This is a genomic window from Streptomyces marokkonensis, from assembly GCF_008312835.1.
Lineage (GTDB): Bacteria > Actinomycetota > Actinomycetes > Streptomycetales > Streptomycetaceae > Streptomyces > Streptomyces marokkonensis_A.
The window spans coordinates 209,186-225,468 of the sequence record NZ_VSKS01000005.1 but is presented as its reverse complement, the minus strand read 5'-3'; the positions used below and the strand labels follow the sequence as shown (position 1 = coordinate 225,468).

The 16,283-nt window shown below is 65.2% G+C and carries 10 protein-coding genes; 4 read left to right on the top strand and 6 right to left on the bottom strand.

All coding sequences use genetic code 11. From position 1 onward, the window contains the following. Positions 1-62: 62 nt before the first annotated feature. On the top strand, positions 63-1,436 hold the full coding sequence (locus tag F1615_RS11440; RefSeq protein ID WP_149548798.1) for a sporulation protein: 1,374 nt from the start codon (positions 63-65) through the stop codon (positions 1,434-1,436). 3 nt (positions 1,437-1,439) lie between these two features. Here the strand turns inward: F1615_RS11440 and F1615_RS11435 are convergent, their stop codons facing one another. Beyond that, positions 1,440-2,354: a phosphotransferase enzyme family protein gene (locus tag F1615_RS11435; protein ID WP_149548797.1), complete on the bottom strand. Its 915-nt coding sequence runs from the start codon at positions 2,352-2,354 to the stop codon at positions 1,440-1,442. A gap of 369 nt (positions 2,355-2,723) precedes the next feature. On the opposite strand from F1615_RS11435, the gene F1615_RS11430 reads away from it, so the two are divergent. Together F1615_RS11430 and F1615_RS11425 are read left to right on the top strand one after the other, a co-directional pair. Continuing rightward, positions 2,724-6,239 (top strand): AAA domain-containing protein, encoded by a 3,516-nt coding sequence (locus tag F1615_RS11430; protein WP_149548796.1) that lies wholly within the window; start codon positions 2,724-2,726, stop codon positions 6,237-6,239. A 116-nt stretch (positions 6,240-6,355) separates the two neighbouring features. After that, positions 6,356-7,714, top strand: coding sequence for a hypothetical protein (locus F1615_RS11425; protein ID WP_149548795.1), 1,359 nt, complete (start codon positions 6,356-6,358; stop codon positions 7,712-7,714). A gap of 415 nt (positions 7,715-8,129) precedes the next feature. On the opposite strand, the gene F1615_RS11420 is transcribed toward F1615_RS11425, so the two are convergent. The 4 genes from F1615_RS11420 to F1615_RS11405 all read right to left on the bottom strand — a co-directional run bounded on the left by F1615_RS11420 (position 8,130) and on the right by F1615_RS11405 (position 12,493). After that, complete coding sequence (locus F1615_RS11420) at positions 8,130-8,906, bottom strand: EamA family transporter (protein ID WP_149548794.1); 777 nt, start codon at positions 8,904-8,906, stop codon at positions 8,130-8,132. Then, positions 8,903-9,415 carry a YbaK/EbsC family protein gene (locus F1615_RS11415; protein WP_149548793.1) on the bottom strand — a complete coding sequence of 171 codons (513 nt, stop codon included), beginning with the start codon at positions 9,413-9,415 and terminating at the stop codon, positions 8,903-8,905. Before F1615_RS11415 ends, F1615_RS11420 begins: the two co-directional genes overlap by 4 nt. 130 nt (positions 9,416-9,545) lie before the next feature. Beyond that, positions 9,546-11,759 carry an MMPL family transporter gene (locus F1615_RS11410; RefSeq protein WP_149548792.1) on the bottom strand — a complete coding sequence of 738 codons (2,214 nt, stop codon included), beginning with the start codon at positions 11,757-11,759 and terminating at the stop codon, positions 9,546-9,548. Between the two features lie 134 nt (positions 11,760-11,893). Then, a complete protein-coding gene (locus tag F1615_RS11405) occupies positions 11,894-12,493 on the bottom strand; it encodes a TetR/AcrR family transcriptional regulator (protein WP_149548791.1) in 600 nt (199 codons plus the stop codon). Between the two features lie 173 nt (positions 12,494-12,666). Here F1615_RS11405 and F1615_RS11400 point away from each other — a divergent pair, with 173 nt between their 5' ends. After that, positions 12,667-15,933 carry a S41 family peptidase gene (locus F1615_RS11400; protein ID WP_149548790.1) on the top strand — a complete coding sequence of 1,089 codons (3,267 nt, stop codon included), beginning with the start codon at positions 12,667-12,669 and terminating at the stop codon, positions 15,931-15,933. Between the two features lie 97 nt (positions 15,934-16,030). On the opposite strand, the gene F1615_RS11395 is transcribed toward F1615_RS11400, so the two are convergent. Further along, positions 16,031-16,210, bottom strand: a complete 180-nt coding sequence (locus F1615_RS11395; protein ID WP_149548789.1) for a hypothetical protein — start codon at positions 16,208-16,210, stop codon at positions 16,031-16,033. Positions 16,211-16,283 lie beyond the last annotated feature (73 nt).

Genomic DNA, 16,283 nt, shown 5'->3' with positions numbered 1-16,283 from the left:
CAAGGCTGATACTGCTGTGACACGATGAACACTCGCCGTCATTCTCGGGTTGGCAGGGGAGCATGAGCCGAGAGCCGAACGCGCAGTTGATCGCCGTCATGGAACAGGCAAAGGTCTCGAACAAGGGCCTTGCGAAGCGCATGAAGGACACCGCCGCCGCACGCGGCATCAACCTTGGAACGACTCACGTCTCCGTGCAGCGATGGCGAGACGGCGCGGGCATCCAACCTCAGACAGCGGCGATCATGGCGGACGTACTGAGCACCAAACTCGGTCGCCGTATCAGGCCCGGCGATCTCGGCTTCTTCGACCACGCGCGGCCCGCCGCCCCTCAGCCGGTCGGCTACCCGAACACCGTTCCCGAAGTGCTCGCCACGCTGGGCAGCCTTGCAGACGAGACCGTCGGGCCTCCCCCAGATGAGCAACTGATCGTTACCGACGGCGACCTCAGTTCAGCCGTTCTGTCGTGGATGATCGCGCGCCCCGACGGCATCCAGGCCGACCGTCCCGGACGCCAACGCGTCGGTATGCGCGATGTACGCGCGATCAGGGACGCCGCAGGCATGTTCATGCAACTCGACTTCAAGTACGGCGGAGGCCACGGCCACAAAGCACTGCGCCACTACTTCCGCCACGAAGTGCTGCCGCTGCTGGACGTCAGTTACAGCGAGAAGGTGGGCACCGCCTTATTCGGTGCCGCCGCCGAGGTCTCCCAGCTCCTCGCATGGACCGCGTACGACACCGGGAACCACCGGCTCGCCCACCGCTACCTGTCGTCCACGCTCCGTCTGACGCAGGTCATCGACGACCGCATGTTCGGTGCCCGCATCCTCGGCAACCTCAGCCACCAGGCGAACTACCTCGCCAACCACACCCAGGCCATCCAGCTCGCCCGCGCCGCCGTCGAGGGAGCCAAGGGCCGGGCCACCCCACGCGCCATGTCCAACTACTGGGCCATGGAGGCCCGCGCCCTCTCCAACGCAGGCGAGAAGGCCGGCGCGGCCCGCGCGATGAACGAAGCGGAACGCCACTTCGAACAGGCCGACAGCGCCGACGACCCGACATGGCTAAGCTACTTCGACGAGGCGGAACTCACGGGCGAGTTATGCCACTGCTTCCGTGATCTGCGGATGCGCCGGGAAGCCGTCGAGCAGGCACAGCGCGCCGTCGACAGCACCGACCCGGCATACGCCCGCACCCTGGGGTTCTGCCGCATGGTGCTCGCCCAGAGCCAGCTCATAGACGGTGACTTGGAAGCCGCGGTCACCACCGCGAGTCTCGCAGTCGACGGCGGAGACTCCCTCCAGTCCTCCCGCTTCCAGCGCTACGTGACCGACTTCCAGGCTGAGGTGAGCACGCATGCGGCCCACCCCGCCGTAGTCGCGTTCAACGAGAAGGTGAGCGAGGCACTCGCCCGCCTCGACGACGACGAGTAGCAACTACCACGGCCGCCAGTCCCGAGGCGCATCGTCGTTACGCACGGCTGAGATGCGCCGGCGGTACTCGGCAGCCGTCCTCTCGTCCTCCCGCACGTTCTGCATCAGCCAGGTTGTCATGCCGAACTCTTGGAGCCGACGGAGCGTGTCATAGCCGGGCCAGTCATACAGGTCCCGCCCATAGGCCCGCACGAAGTCGGCGTACTGCTCGTCCGTCTGCCATCTAAGGCTGTGATGCTCCGTGGCTGTGACCATCAGGTCCCACTCCGGATGATCGAAGCAGAACGCCTCGAAGTCGATCAGGATGACTTGACCCCGATCGTCCACCATCAGGTTCTGCACGTGGGCGTCACCATGAACAGGACCCTTGGGAGTCTCGAAGCTCAGCTCTTCGAACTGATCACGCAGCTCAGCCCAGCGCTTCCGCAAGAAGGCCCGGTCGTCCTCCGGGATCGGGGCCCGCCCGATCCGAAGCTCTTGCTTGCCGAAGGGATCGAACGAGGGAAACTCCACCCCAGCCGGCAACGTCATCGAGTGGAGATCCCGAAGGATGCCGCCCAGCTCCCCGTACGTTGCCTTGCGGTCACCCTCACGGATGAGATGCCAGAACGTCACCGGGTGACCGTCGACCACGCACGGCTGTTCGAGGTCATCGAGGATGCGGGCCCCGGGGAAGCCCTCACCCGCCAACCACCGCGACACCGCCACCTCGATACGCGCTTTGGGTAGCCACTCCTCCCCCCGCGCCACACGCACGACCACGGGCGCTGACGCCAGACGGAACAGAGCATTCTCCCCGAACCGGATCAGCTCTGCGCTCCCGTCCTCCAGCCCCGCCGACCGGCACGCAGCACGCATCACCCGCGCAGCCCTCTCCGACGTGAATCCCTCATCCGATCGAGCAGCGTCAACCGCCATGCCCGTACCAGCTCCCCTAGTCGCCCGCGATCAACCAGCGCACGCCTACGGGTGACCAACCCGACGTGCACCGGACACGACGACGACCGTACCGAGGTTTCAGAGGGGAGGACGAGAGCCAGTCTTCCCGTTTGGGTCCGCGAGACCTTGGAGATGGCACACCTGAGCCATGCTCTCGGCGCTGCTACAGGATCTGCCGGGCGATGTGACCGCCTGGCGGGCAACGAGAGTGAGCTGAATGTGCAGAACACTCCCTGGGGTGAGTCATGCTGTTGTACAACTGGTGTGGGTTCTGCTGTCACGTCGTCGACACAGCGCGCCGCAGACCTGGGCGGCGGTCAGCGCGTGAAGTAACTGGAGGTACCGACGTTGCCGATCGTTGACGGTCGATTTGCCCTGCCGAACGCTCCAATTAGCGAAGGCGGCCACGCTAAGCTCTTCAAGGCTGTCGACCTTGAAAACGATAATGCCGCTGTAGCAGTCAAAGTGTTCAATCCTTCGAAGGCATTGGATAACCGTGTTTTGCAGGCGGCCTGGACTAACGAGCTAAGCGCCTACCAGGCACTGGGAGATCACGCAAATCTCGCTAGACTTATCGACTGGGGCCGCTGTGACGACGGATCCCCTTATCTTGTCTTTGAGTGGCTAGATCAGGACCTCTTCGCAGCGCTTGACGGTCTCCAATTAGAGGGATGGGACGACTTTTGGCCAATAGCCAAAGAAGTCCTTTCGGGGCTTGCAGTAATACATGCAGAAGGCTTTGTACATAGAGACGTTAAGCCGGAGAATGTACTGACTTCCGCGACAGGCGGATACAAGATTGCCGATTTCGGAACTACGCGACTAGCCGAGACGGTGAGCCTTGGGTTGACCATGGCACCGCTTGGAACTGTTCCGTATGCACCGGATGAAAGAGGAACTCGGACACCGGCAGCATCATACGATGTATACTCTTTCGCCGTGCTGACCGTTGTCTGCCTGACGGGAAAAGTCCCTGTTGATTCGGATCAGGTGCGCAATGAATTTGCGAATCTAGATCTTCCACCAGATATCGCCGATGCACTCCGCCCCTGTCTCTCCGACATTCCGGACGACCGGCCGGCAAGTGCTGGCGTACTGAAGGCTCAACTTCAGATTATCCAGGAGCGCAGGGAAATTCGACGCGCTCCAGAAGTTGAGCTTTTCCTGGACTTTCCCGATCAGGTACTCCAAACGTTTTCGAAGCAATACGGTATATCTATCTCCAGGGTCCAAATATTGGACGATATCAGAGAGGTAGGCGCACTAGCCTTTGATGGGCGCGTAGGCGCGAAGCCGGATCTTCAACTGTGTGGACAAAAGTTCATGCTCCGCCTTCAGGAGCATAGGACTCGCTCCGGCCTTATGCGGGTGGTCCGTGTACAACGCGCTCCGGCACAAGTACTTGAACTAGCTCGATCCACTTGGTACCGGCCATCTCTCAAACTGCGTATGAGCTCGCCAACGGACCCACATGGAGCAGCGGGAGATCTGACTGAACTGTTGGAGCTGGTAACTGAGAAAGACGGGGAGCGCGCTCAACGAGAGGTTATTTCAGCGGACGCGGAGGCATTCTCACAATGGCGCTCGGCATTGAACGCCAAGTTCGCGCTGGAAAACGATAGAGGGATCCGAGTTAAGTACGATCGGTACCGTAGGGATGGCAACAGGATCCGATTCAGCGTCGAAGACGCGACAGGCATCGAAATCGGCGAAGCACGCCTAATCAAAGACAGGAACAGGCGAGTACTCTTTGGCGAAGTGGAAGGAATCGAGAACAATAACGTAATCCTCTACGTTACGAACGTGCGCAGAAATATCGATTCGCTCCCTCGTCAAGGGTACCTTGAATTTGACTCTGAGGCGTCGAAGTCAAAATTGAAGAGGGAAAGAGACGCGCTCGAGCGTATCATTAACCGGCGATCCATTCGCGGAGATCTCCGCGATATTTTGCTCGATCCTCGTAAGAGTGTGGTTCCGCAATCAGGTAACGTAGAAACGTATATTCAGCACAATCTCGACGAGGCAAAGAAGTCCGCAGTAGCCGCGTCACTCGGCGCACGAGACTTTCTCCTAGTCCAAGGTCCGCCAGGTACCGGAAAGACTACCTTTATCGCGGAAATGGTGGCTCAGCACCTGCGGCGGGACCCTGATTCAAGGATCGTGCTGACCTCGCAGACTCACATCGCTCTCGACAATGCTTTGATGCGCATCGCTGAGCTTGACCCCTCCGTCACTCTGCTGCGCCTGGGCCGCGCAGATAGACTGGCTAGAGATGTGGAACCGCTCTCAGTTCCATCACAGATGGATCATTGGCGCCAATCTGTAGTGGAGCAAAGCCGAGCCTTCGTTAAGGAGTACGCCTCTAGGCTTGGGATCGACCTAGATTCCGCTGAGATTAAAAGTGTCGCCACAGAATTGCAACGGCGTCAGAGTCGCGTGAAGGAACTCGAAGTAGAGTTGCGAGGCAAGCAAGAAGAACGCAGAGACCTCGTTTCTGAAATTGATCAGGTCAATGCAATGGCCGGCCCACTACTTGACATCGCCGCAAAGATTGAGTCCGCCGCAAAAGAGGGAGTAGGGACCGATCTTTCTACTGCGGCTGAGCGTTTTATCGAAATCGGGCTTGACCTCGCCTCCAAGCTCGAAACCGGAGGGCCCTTGGGGCAACGTCTTGTCGAGATGGAGTCATTCCTTGCTGATGCACAGGAACAACTTGAGTTGCAGCGAAGCCAGCGCGACAGCATGCGTAATCAGCTGATCGAAGACCTTGGTGCTGAGCCCAATCATGCGACTGATGATCTAATCAGTACAGCCTTGGCGCGCTCAGCGATCGATGATCCTCGCTTGGCTAGCCTGCAGCGTATTGCTGCCGAATGGGAAGAACGGTTCGGCCGCGGTAACGACTTCACGGCTGTACTGATCGCTCGAGCACAGGTGGTAGCCGCTACATGTGTGGGGCTTACTGGCGTGCCTGGAGCAGATACGTCTGCATTCGATTTGTGTATCATCGATGAGGCTTCCAAGGCGACAGCTACAGAGGCCTTGGTACCATTGGCAAACAGCCGTAAATGGGTCCTGGTCGGCGATGACCGACAGCTTCCCCCATTTGTAGAAAAGGCTTTGGAGGAGCCCGCTCTCCTCGATAGATATAAGCTCACTCGCGAAGAGTTGAGTGAAACACTTTTCTCGACGTTGTCAGAGCGACTTCCCGAACCGTGCCGCTTCTCGCTGACACATCAACACCGTATGCACCCATCTATCGGGCAGCTTGTAAGCCACTGTTTTTATCGGGACACGCTCACCTCCGAACCGCGAAACATGTCACCCATTATAGAGCGCGCATTGGGAACTACAGCCGTTTGGCTCGACACAAGCCGCCGAAGGGACCGGCGGGAGAGCCGTGCCGGCAAGAGCATCAAAAACAAGGGCGAGGCACGATCTATCGTGCAGTTGCTCGATAGGCTCCAGTGGGTCGCTCAACAGCAGTCTTCAGAACCGCTAAGCGTTGCGGTACTGACTGGGTACGAGGCTCAGAGGCGTGAGATTGTCGAAACTCTGGCTCCAGGAGAATTCTCTCGAGACTTGTTGAATGTGCGGGTTGCTACGGTTGATTCATACCAGGGCCAAGAAGCGGATGTAGCCATCTTCAGTGTCACGAGGTCAAACGAAAAGCATGAATTGGGGTTTCTGCGCAGCGAGCAACGGGTGAATGTTGCCGTCTCGCGCGCACGGGATTGCCTAGTCGTAGTAGGTGACGCAGAGTTTATCGATGTCGCGTCGGATAGCAATAACCCGCTACGAAAGGTGCTTAGCTACATGCGTCGATCTGCCGACTGCGAGGTTGAAGTGGTGGAGACTTCATGACTGAGCCCTCGACTGAAGACATCGTTCGCCGCTTGTCGAAACGATCCGGTTACAGACTTGCGACGTATCGTGAGGTAGGGCTTCCTTTTTGGGAAGTGCCAATACGCTGTCGCCTCTTGCAGAAGAAATCTGTCAGTGTCCTCGATGAATTTATCCTCAAGTGCATTCAGGCAGAACTTAGAAACAGCACCGATGTGGCCAATTTTCTCGGAATGCCTGAGCAAGTAGTCAATTCAATCATGGGGAAACTCGTTAATTCGGGGTGCCTGGCCGCCGTAGCGAGAAGTGCAACAGAAATCCATTACGTGATCACTGAGCACGGACAGAAGGTTCTGGCTGACCTTGCGGAGATTACACCCGAGGAACGGACCCTTCGTCTGGCTTTCGACGGCTTGACTCGTACGTACACCGTCGTGGATAAGGCTATGCGTTGGCGACCGAGAGATCTTCGCCAGTTTGACATTCTTGAAATCCCGGCATTTCCTGTTGACCCGCCATCAGTGGGTCCAGATGACACGGACAACATCAGTTCAGCGCTGCGAAGCGTAACGGAAACTGCAGAACATGAACTATTGACCGTCATGTCCCTTGATGGAAAAAGGGAAAAGTTCTTTGTCCGCGCAATTTCCTTGATTTTCCAATCGGTAGATCGTCCTGAAGAAGTGTATGTTAGCTTCGCAATCGATGGAAGGGTCAGCGAAGAGCACGACCTTGCGTTTGCCAAGGCCGAAGGGCAGCGGAAAGTTGGCATTCTCGGCCAGATCAATGATGGCGAATCTCCAGATTCGTTGCTGAGTGAGGAACTACTGAAGCAGCGTACTGACTCATCTGAAGTAGCTGCCATTAGGCGCACGACAGAGCGCTACCGAGCTCAACTTTCGGCCATCGAGGAAAAGGTGGCAGTTTCGGCAGATCAGCAGAGGGAAGAACTTGTAGACCACGCAGCGGTAGCGGCAAAGCGCCTGGACGAAGCTGAGACGGCCCTGGATCGTATCCCGGTACGCGTCTTGGAAGTTCACGAGCATGCACCGATGCTGACGAGAGCTTTGCTCTCGTCTAGCAATCGGTTGCTTGTCATCTCACCCTGGATTCGGGCGGCTATCGTAGATGGGCAGTTCATTGACAATATCCGTAAGCTGCTAATCGCAGGTGTCGAAGTCGTCATCGGTTATGGCATCGGGGATGACAGCGGCCTACGGGAGCGCGATCGACTAGCGGAAAACCAGCTAGAAAGACTCGCTGCGGAGTTCGCCAACTTCACTTTTGCTCGTTTGGGTGACACTCACGCGAAGGTCCTGATATCGGATGACTCCTTTGCCGTTATTACGAGCTTCAATTGGCTTTCCTTTCGCGGAGATCCAAACAGGCCGTTTCGAGACGAGCGTGGAACCATGATTACAATCAAGACTGAAATTGACCGTCTTTATTCAGATTATCTGAATCGCATCAAGAAAATTTCAGAACAGGGTGGTTGAGCGGGACAGCCTACATCTGTACCGCCAAGATGCTGGTTTACGCTGTGCCCCTTGTTCGTACGTTTCGGACCCGTGAAAGTCCATGCTCCGCTGGGCCGCCGAGCCGGCGTTGCCAATCTTCAGTGCTCAGTACTCGACCTGTAACCACAACCCATTTTCGGGCCGAGGTCATGGCGGCGTTCCCCCTCTACAGGTGATGAGTCCCCATGTATGCTCACGCCGTGTTAGTCGGGCGTTCGGGGTTTTGACGACAAAACGTCTGCCGTACTGCTCACGCGACGGCTGGCCCTTCACCGGGATAGGCGCCATGTGTGGAATCGCAGCATGGACACCAGCCCTCCCTCCAACTCCCCCTCTTGATGCGGAGTTCCAAGGAGTCGAGCCCCCCGCAAACCCAGGTTCGCGATAGCTCCCCTCAAACCCCTTGAACAGCGAAGTTATTACTGCGCGAGCAAAACTTGACTGAGGACTCCCGCAGGGCCGCGATCGGGGCGAGTGCCGCGCGGGTCTGGGCCCACAGGACGAGGGCGTACGCGGCCACGGACATCGCGGCCCCGAGCAGTCCGAGTCCGGCGTACGGCCGCAGCCGGGCGGCCGTCTCCCGCCGCCAGCGCCAGAGGGCGTACGCCGGGATCACCGTGCCCTGCACCGCCATCAGCCAGGCGATGTAGCCGAACGACGAACCGGAGGCGCGCACTCCGAGCCCGTCGACGACCGTGTACACGGCGATCGTCGAACCGGTCGCCAGCGCCGCCCCGATCGCCGCCCAGTCGGGCCGGTGCCCGCGCAGGCCCCACAGGGCGACGCCGGTCAGGCCCGCGCAGGACAGCGCGATCCCGGCGGCGGCCCAGCCGTCGGGCACCTCGTGCGCGAACACGGCGGCCAGCACCGTGACGACCAGGGGCGCGCTGCCCCGGGCGAGGGGGTACGCCTGGCCGAAGTCGCCCAGCCGGAAGGACGTCATCAGCAGCGCGTAGTACGCGATGTGGATCGCCGCCGAGCAGAACAGGTAGGGCCAGGCCCCGGCCGCCGGGAGCGGCACGAACGGCACCGCCGCCAGGCCGATCAGCAGCCCGCCGCCGGAGATCAGCGCGAACCCGACGAGCTTGTCGGTGATCCTGTGCGCGATGGCGTTCCAGCCGGCGTGGGTGACCGCGGCGAGCAGGACGGCCGCGGTGACCAGCGGGGTCACGAAGTGCGCTCGCGCACGTCCACCAGGGTTCCGCCGGCGTGGGCGATCAGGGCCTCGGGTGCCATCGGGAAGACGGCGTGGGGGGTGCCGGCCGCCGCCCACACGAGGTCGTGGTGGAGCAGCGACCGGTCGGCGAGGACGCGGGTCCTCGTCCGGTGGCCGAAGGGGGGTACGCCGCCGATGGCGTACCCGGTGGTCTCGCGCACGACGTCGGCCGCGGCCCGGGTGACCTTGCCCGCGCCGAGTTCCTCCCGCACCCGCTCGACGTCGACGCGGGACGCCCCGTCCATGAGCACCAGCACCGGCACCCGGTCCGCCGCGAAGATCAGCGACTTGCAGATCTGGCTGAGGTCGCAGCCGATCGCCGCGGCCGCCTCGGCGGCGGTGCGGGTGGCGTCCGGGAAGCGGCGGACCCGGGGGACGAGGTCCCCGAGCCCGAGGTCCCTCAGCGCCTCGGCGAATCGGGGGTGGACTCCGGAGCCCTCTGCGTCGGTGGCGGCTGTCGTCATGCGGGGCACGCTAGCGGTCGGTGCAGAGGTCACGCGACCACATTCCGCGGCTGACCGAACGAGGGAAGCCGGTGAGGGCGCCCCGTCCCCACGGAGCCCTCACCGGCTGGTTCTGTGCTCGTTCGGGCCGTCAGACCCGTACGAGTTCCCGGTCCTCGTCCTTGTCGCCGTCGCCGTCGTGCGCGCGCAGGCCCTCGCCCTCGACGTCCACGTTGGGCAGGGCGCGGTCCAGCCACTTCGGCAGCCACCAGGCCTTCGTGCCGAGCAGGGCCAGCACGGCCGGGACGATCGCCATGCGGACGACGAACGCGTCGAAGAGGACGGCGACCGCGAGGCCGAAGCCGATCATCTTGACCATCGAGTCGCTGGAGCCGATGAAGCCGGAGAAGACCGCGATCATGATCACCGCAGCGGCGGTCACCACCCGGGCGCTGTACCGGAAGCCGGTGACGACGGCCTGGCCCGGCTTCTCGCCGTGGACGTAGGCCTCCCGGATCCGGGTCACGAGGAACACCTCGTAGTCCATGGCCAGTCCGAAGACCACGCCGACCATGAAGATCGGCATCATCGACATGATCGGGCCGGTCTCCTCGACGCCCATCAGGCCGGACAGCCAGCCCCACTGGTAGACCGCGACGACCGCGCCGAGGGCCGCCAGCACGGAGAGCAGGAAGCCGAGGGCCGCCTTCAGCGGGACCAGGATGGAGCGGAACACCACGATCAGCAGCAGGAACGCCAGCCCGACCACCAGGACCAGGTACGGCACCAGCGCGTCGTTGAGCTTCTGCGAGACGTCGATGTTCATCGCCGTGGCGCCGGTGACCAGGACGTCGGCGTCGGTGTCGGCCTTGATGCCGGCGCCGGTGTCACGGATGTCGTGCACCAGGTTCTCGGTGGTCACCGAGGAGGGCTTGGACTGAGGGATCACGGTGATCGTCGCGGTGTCGCCGGCCTTGTTGGGCTGTGCCGGGCTGACGTTCACGACGTTGTCGAGGCCCTTGATGTCGTCGCCGGCCTGCTGGAAGACGGCGTCCGGGTCGTCGCTGTTCCTGGCGTCGACCACGACGACCAGCGGGCCGTTGAAGCCGGGGCCGAAGCCCTCGGAGAGCAGGTCGTAGGCGCGGCGCTGGGTGGTGGACGCCGGCTGGGAGCCGTCGTCGGGCAGGCCCAGTTCCAGCGAGGCGGCCGGGACGGCGGCGGCACCGAGGCCGACCACACCGAGCAGCAGCACGGCCAGGGGGCGGCGTACGACGAAGCTCGCCCAGCGGGTGCCCATGTTGGGGCGCTGCGCCTTCTTCCCGGCGCGGCCGCCGCCGAGCAGCTTGCTCTTCTCGCCCGCGGGGCGGACCCGGCGGCCCGCGTAACCGAGCAGGGCGGGGATCAGGGTGAGGGCGATCAGGACCGCGATGGCGACCGTGCCGGCGGCGGCGATGCCCATCTTGGTCAGCATCGGGATGTTGACGACCGACAGACCCACCAGGGCGATCACGACGGTCAGACCGGCGAAGACCACCGCGGAGCCCGCCGTGCCGACGGCCCGGCCGGCCGCTTCCTCGCGTCCGCGGCCCTCGGCCAGTTCGGCCCGGTAGCGGGAGACGACGAAGAGCGCGTAGTCGATGCCGACCGCGAGGCCGATCATCGAGGCCAGGATGGAGGTGGTGGAGCCGAGGTCGAGCGTGCTGGCCAGCGCGGTGATGCTCGCGACGCCGATGCCGACGCCGATGATCGCGGTGAGCAGCGGCAGACCGGCGGCGAGCAGCGAGCCGAGGGTGATGACCAGGACGACCGCGGCGATGCCGATGCCGATGATCTCGGCGGTGCCGGTCTCCGGGACGGCCTGCAGCGCGTCACCGCCGATCTCGACGGTCAGCCCGGAGTCGCGGGCGTCCTCGGCGGCGGCCTCGAGGGCCTCGCGGGAGGTCTCCTCCAGCTCCATGCCGGAGACCTTGTAGCTCACCGAGGCGTAGGCGATGGTGCCGTCCCGGCTGACGCCGCCGCCCTGGTACGGGTCGGTGACGCGGGCGACCTCGGATCCGCCGGCGAGGGTGTCGACGGTGTCCCGGACGGTCGCCTTGTTGTCGGCGTCGGTCATCTTCTCGCCGGCCGGTGCCTTGAAGACGACGCGTGCGGTCGCCCCGTCGGCGCTGGAGCCGGGGAAGCGCTCCTCGAGCAGGTCGAAGGCCTTCTGGGCCTCGGTGCCGGGTATGGAGAAGGAGGAGTTGCCGGCCGCCGGGGCGCCGGCCGCGCCGACGCCCGCGAGCGCCAGCAGCGCCACCCAGAAGAGGGCTACGAAGTGCCGTCGCCTGAAGGCGAACCGGCCGAGTCGGTAGAGGAAAGTGGCCACAGGGGCGTACTCCCGGTCAGGTCGTGGTTGCTTCGGGGCAGGGGTGATCAGCCCGACGACGATGGGGGTACCGCCCACGCCGTTCAGGCAATGGGGGAGGTGACGTCAGATGGTGGCTGACTGGGGCGGGACGGTCAGTGAGAGGGAACGCCGAGGGCGGGGAGGACCACGGCGTCGATGTACGAGGTGAGGAATTCCCGCGTGGGCGGCAGGTCGTCGATCAGCGTCCGGGTGGCGAACGCGCCGACGAGCATGTGCACCATGTAGTCCAGCGCCGGGTTGTCGGGGCTGACCTCGCCCCGGTCGACCGCGCGCCGGATCATCCGCCGGAACTCCTCCATCTCCGGCTCGACCAGGAGTTCCTTGAACGCCTGGCGGAGATCGTCGTTCTGGTGCACGGCCATGGCGAGCGCGCGCATCAGGGCGGCGTTCTGCGCCATGACGCAGTCGTCCTCACGCCCGACGACGGCGTGCAGGTCGCCGCGCAGGGTCCCGGTGTCGATGTCGGCGAGGCCGCCGGGCTTCTGGCTGCGCATCGCTCTCACCACCAGCTCGGCCTTGCCGCCCCACTGGCGGTAGAGGGTGGCCTTGCTGGACCGGGTGCGGGCGGCCACGGCGTCCATGGTGACGGCGTCGTAGCCGACCTCGCGGAGCAGGTCGAGCACGGCACCGTACAGCTCGGCCTCGCGCTCGGGGGTGATCCGGCTGCGACGTGCCGTCGCGACTTCACTCATCCCGCTCACCTTTCCGCTCCCGTCCGCACCGCGCCGGAGAACGACACGGTTTCGTACAGGACCAAGGTACTCCACCCCCTAACGAAACGAAACGGTTTCGTTCGTGTCCTGCGTCACGGTTGTCGGTGCGGCATAAGTTGCTGCGGTCCGTCCCGCGGAAAAGCATGGGAAAGGTGACCTACCTGCGTCTGCCGCACCTCAAGGACGACCTGCTGTGCTTCGTGGCCGAGGACGACCTCTGGCTCGCCCCGCTCGACGGTCCCGGCCGCGCCTGGCGGCTCACCGTCGACCGCACCAAACTCGGCCACCCCCGCTTCTCCCCCGACGGCCGGCACATCGCGTACACGAGCTGGCGCAGCCTGGATCCCGAGGTGCACCTCGTCCCGGTGGACGGCGGCCCCGCCCGGCGCCTCACCCACTGGGGCAGCTCCGACACCCGGGTCTGCGGCTGGGCACCCCCCGACGGCGACGGCCACGCCGAGATCCTCGCCGTCGCCTCGCACGGCGAGCCGTTCTCGTACTTCACCTGGGCCTACAAGCTCGCCTGCGACGGCAGCCCCGGCCGCAAGCTGCCCTGGGGCCCGGTGTCCGACATCCAGGTCGCCGACATCGCCGGAGAGCGCAGGTCACTGCTGCTCACCGGCACCCCGCCGCACGAACCGGCCTCCTGGAAGCGCTACCGGGGCGGCGCCACGGGCAGGCTGTGGCTGCACGGGCACCGGCTGCTCGACGGGCTCGACGGCCACCTGCACTCCCCCATGTTCGTCGGCGGCCGGATCGCGTTCCTCTCCGACCACGAGGGCATCGGCAACCTGTACTCGTGCGCGTACGACGGCACCGGCCTGCGCCGCCACACCGACCACGACGCCTTCTACGCCCGGCACGCCTCCAGCGACGGCACCCGGGTCGTCTACCAGTGCGCCGGCGACCTGTGGATCGTGGAGGACCTGTCCCCCGGTTCCGTCCCGCGCCGGCTCGACGTGACGCTGAGCGGGCCGCGGGCCGGCCGGCGCCCCTACCAGGTGCCGGCCGCGCGGCACCTGGACGGCCTGTCCGTCGACGAGACCGGCCGGGCCAGCGCCGTCGTCGTGCGCGGCAGCCTGTACTGGCTCACCCACCGCGACGGCCCCGCCCGCACCCTCACCGACACCCCGGGCGTACGGGTCCGGCTGCCGGAGATGCTCGGCGCGGGCGACCAGGTGGCGTACGTGACCGACGCCGAGGGCGACGACGCCGTCGAGATCGCCTCACTGCCCCGGGCCACCGGCCAGCGCGCGCCCCGGCGGCTCGCCGCCGGAAAGCTGGGCCGGGTGCTGGAGACGGTGGCCGATCCGGAGGGGCAGCGGCTGGCCGTCGCCGCGCACGACGGGCGGCTGCTGCTGGTCGACACCGGCGAGGAGGGCGGGGGCGAGGTCACCGAGCTGATCCACTCCGGCAACGGGCCGGTGCGCGACCTCGCCTTCTCCCCGGACGGGAGCTGGCTGGCCTGGTCCCACCCCGTGATCGGGCGGTCCCTGCGGCAGATCAAGCTCGCCCGGATCAAGGACCGGCTGGTCCTCGACGTCACCAACGGGCGTTTCGAGGACGAGAACCCCGTCTTCACCCGGGACGGCCGCTATCTCGCGTTCCTGTCCTGGCGCGGCTTCGACCCCGTGTACGACGTGCACACCGGCGATCTGTCGTTCCCGCTGGGCTGCCGCCCCTATCTGGTGCCGCTGTCGTCGGCGACGCCCTCCCCGTTCGCCCTCAGCCCCGAGGGACGCCCCGCCGCCGGCGGCCTGGACCCGGTCGAGCGCGAGGACGCCGAGGAGGGCGGCGAGGCCGGCGCGGTCACCATCGAGGCGGAGGGCCTGGAGAGCAGGGTCACGCCGTTCCCGGTCGCCGCCTCCAAGTACTCGGGCCTGTACCCGGTCGCGGGCTGCGGACTGGTGTGGCTGCGCTGGCCGATCTCCGGCGCGCTCGGCGAGACCTTCGCCAACCCCGACGACACCAGCGGCCGGCCCGCCCTGGAGCACTTCGACATCGGCAAGGCGAAGAAGTCCGAACTCGTCGCGGACCTCGACTTCTTCGCTGTCAGCGGCGACGGCACCCGGCTGGTCGTGGTCGACGAGGGCGAGCTGCGCGCGGTGCCCGCCACCGAACCGGGTGACGGCGACTCCACCGTGTGGATCGACGCCCGCCGCATCCTGCACGAGGCCCACCCCGCGGCCGAGTGGCGCCAGGCGTACGCGGAGGCCGGCCGCCTGATCCGCGCCTACTTCTGGGACCCCGGCATGTCCGGCGTCGACTGGGACGCGATCCTGGAGCAGTACCGCCCGCTGGTCGAACGTGTCGCCTCGCCCGACGAGTTCGCGGACCTGCTGCGCGAGGTGCTCGGCGAACTCGGCACCTCCCACGCCTATGTCACCGCCGCCCGCCGCAACGAGGGCCCCCCGCACTACCAGCGCCGCCAGGGCCACCTCGGCGCCGACCTCGTTCCGCGCGAGGACGGCTGGACGGTCAGGCGGATCCTGCCCGGCGACTCCTCCGACTCCCGGGCCCGTTCCCCGCTGGCCGGCACCGGCATCCGCGAGGGCGCGGTCCTCACCCATGTCGACGGCCGCCCGGTCGACCCCGTCACGGGCCCCTACCCGCTGCTCGCGGGCGCGGGCGGTACGACGGTGGAGCTGACCTTCCGCCCGGCCGCCGCCGGCACGGAGGGCGAAGGCCCGCCCCGGCGCGTCGCCGTCGTCCCGCTGATCGACGAGACACCGCTGCGCTACCAGGACTGGGTGGCCAAACGCCGCGCCGTGGTGCGGGAGTTGAGCAGCGGACGCTGCGGCTATCTGCACATCCCCGACATGGGCGGCTCCGGCTGGGCCCAGTTCAACCGCGACGTGCGCATGGAGATGTCCCGGCCCGCGCTGATCGTGGACGTGCGCGGCAACGCCGGCGGGCACATCAGCGAACTCGTGGTGGAGAAGCTGACCCGCACCATCATCGGCTGGGACCTCACCCGCGGCGCCCAGCCCGTGTCGTACGCCTCCAACGCGCCGCGCGGGCCGGTCGTGGCACTGGCCGACGAGGCGACCAGCTCCGACGGCGACATGATCACCGCAGCCTTCAAACTGCTGCGGCTGGGCCCGGTGGTGGGCCGGCGGACCTGGGGCGGGGTGGTCGGCATGACCGGCCGGCACCGGCTCGGGGACGGCACGGTCATCACCGTGCCGATGAACGCCGCCTGGTTCGACGCCTACGGCTGGTCCGTGGAGAACAAGGGCGTCGAACCCGACCTCGAGGCGCTGCGCACCCCGCTGGACTGGGCCGAGGGGCGCTACGCGGTGCTCGACGACGCGGTGCGGCTCGCCCTGGACCTGCTGGAGTCCAACCCCCCGGCGACCCCTCCCACCTACCGCGACGTACCCGACCGTTCCCGCCCGAAGCTGCCGCCGAGAACCTGACACGGGGAAGGGGCGCGACGCGAGAAGGGGTGCCCCCTTCGCCAGGGGCACCCCTTCTGCCTGCGCTTCAGCGCGTCAGCGCTTCAGTGCCGCGAGGTCAGACCTCGTAGTCCTGGTCGAAGCGCTCCTCGGACTCGCGCTGACGGCGCTGCTCGTCCATGTCCTCGTCGCGACGGCGACCGCGGTTCTGCAGCTGCTCCTTGCCCTGCTGGGCACGCTGCTTGGCCTGCTGCTGGAACTGCTCGGACTTCTCCTGGAACTGGTCCTTCATACCCATGTGGGTTCACTCCCGTTGTGGGGTGGGGGAACTTGCCCGACCAGATTCACACGGGCCGTCACCCTGCGCATGT

Bases quoted from the DNA above. Each gene is read 5' to 3' on its own strand.
- F1615_RS11435 (WP_149548797.1), bottom strand. From the start codon at position 2,354: ATGGCGGTTGACGCTGCTCGATCGGATGAGGGATTCACGTCGGAGAGG.
- F1615_RS11395 (WP_149548789.1), bottom strand. From the start codon at position 16,210: ATGGGTATGAAGGACCAGTTCCAGGAGAAGTCCGAGCAGTTCCAGCAG.
- F1615_RS11415 (WP_149548793.1), bottom strand. From the start codon at position 9,415: ATGACGACAGCCGCCACCGACGCAGAGGGCTCCGGAGTCCACCCCCGA.
- F1615_RS11440 (WP_149548798.1), top strand. From the start codon at position 63: ATGAGCCGAGAGCCGAACGCGCAGTTGATCGCCGTCATGGAACAGGCA.
- F1615_RS11405 (WP_149548791.1), bottom strand. From the start codon at position 12,493: ATGAGTGAAGTCGCGACGGCACGTCGCAGCCGGATCACCCCCGAGCGC.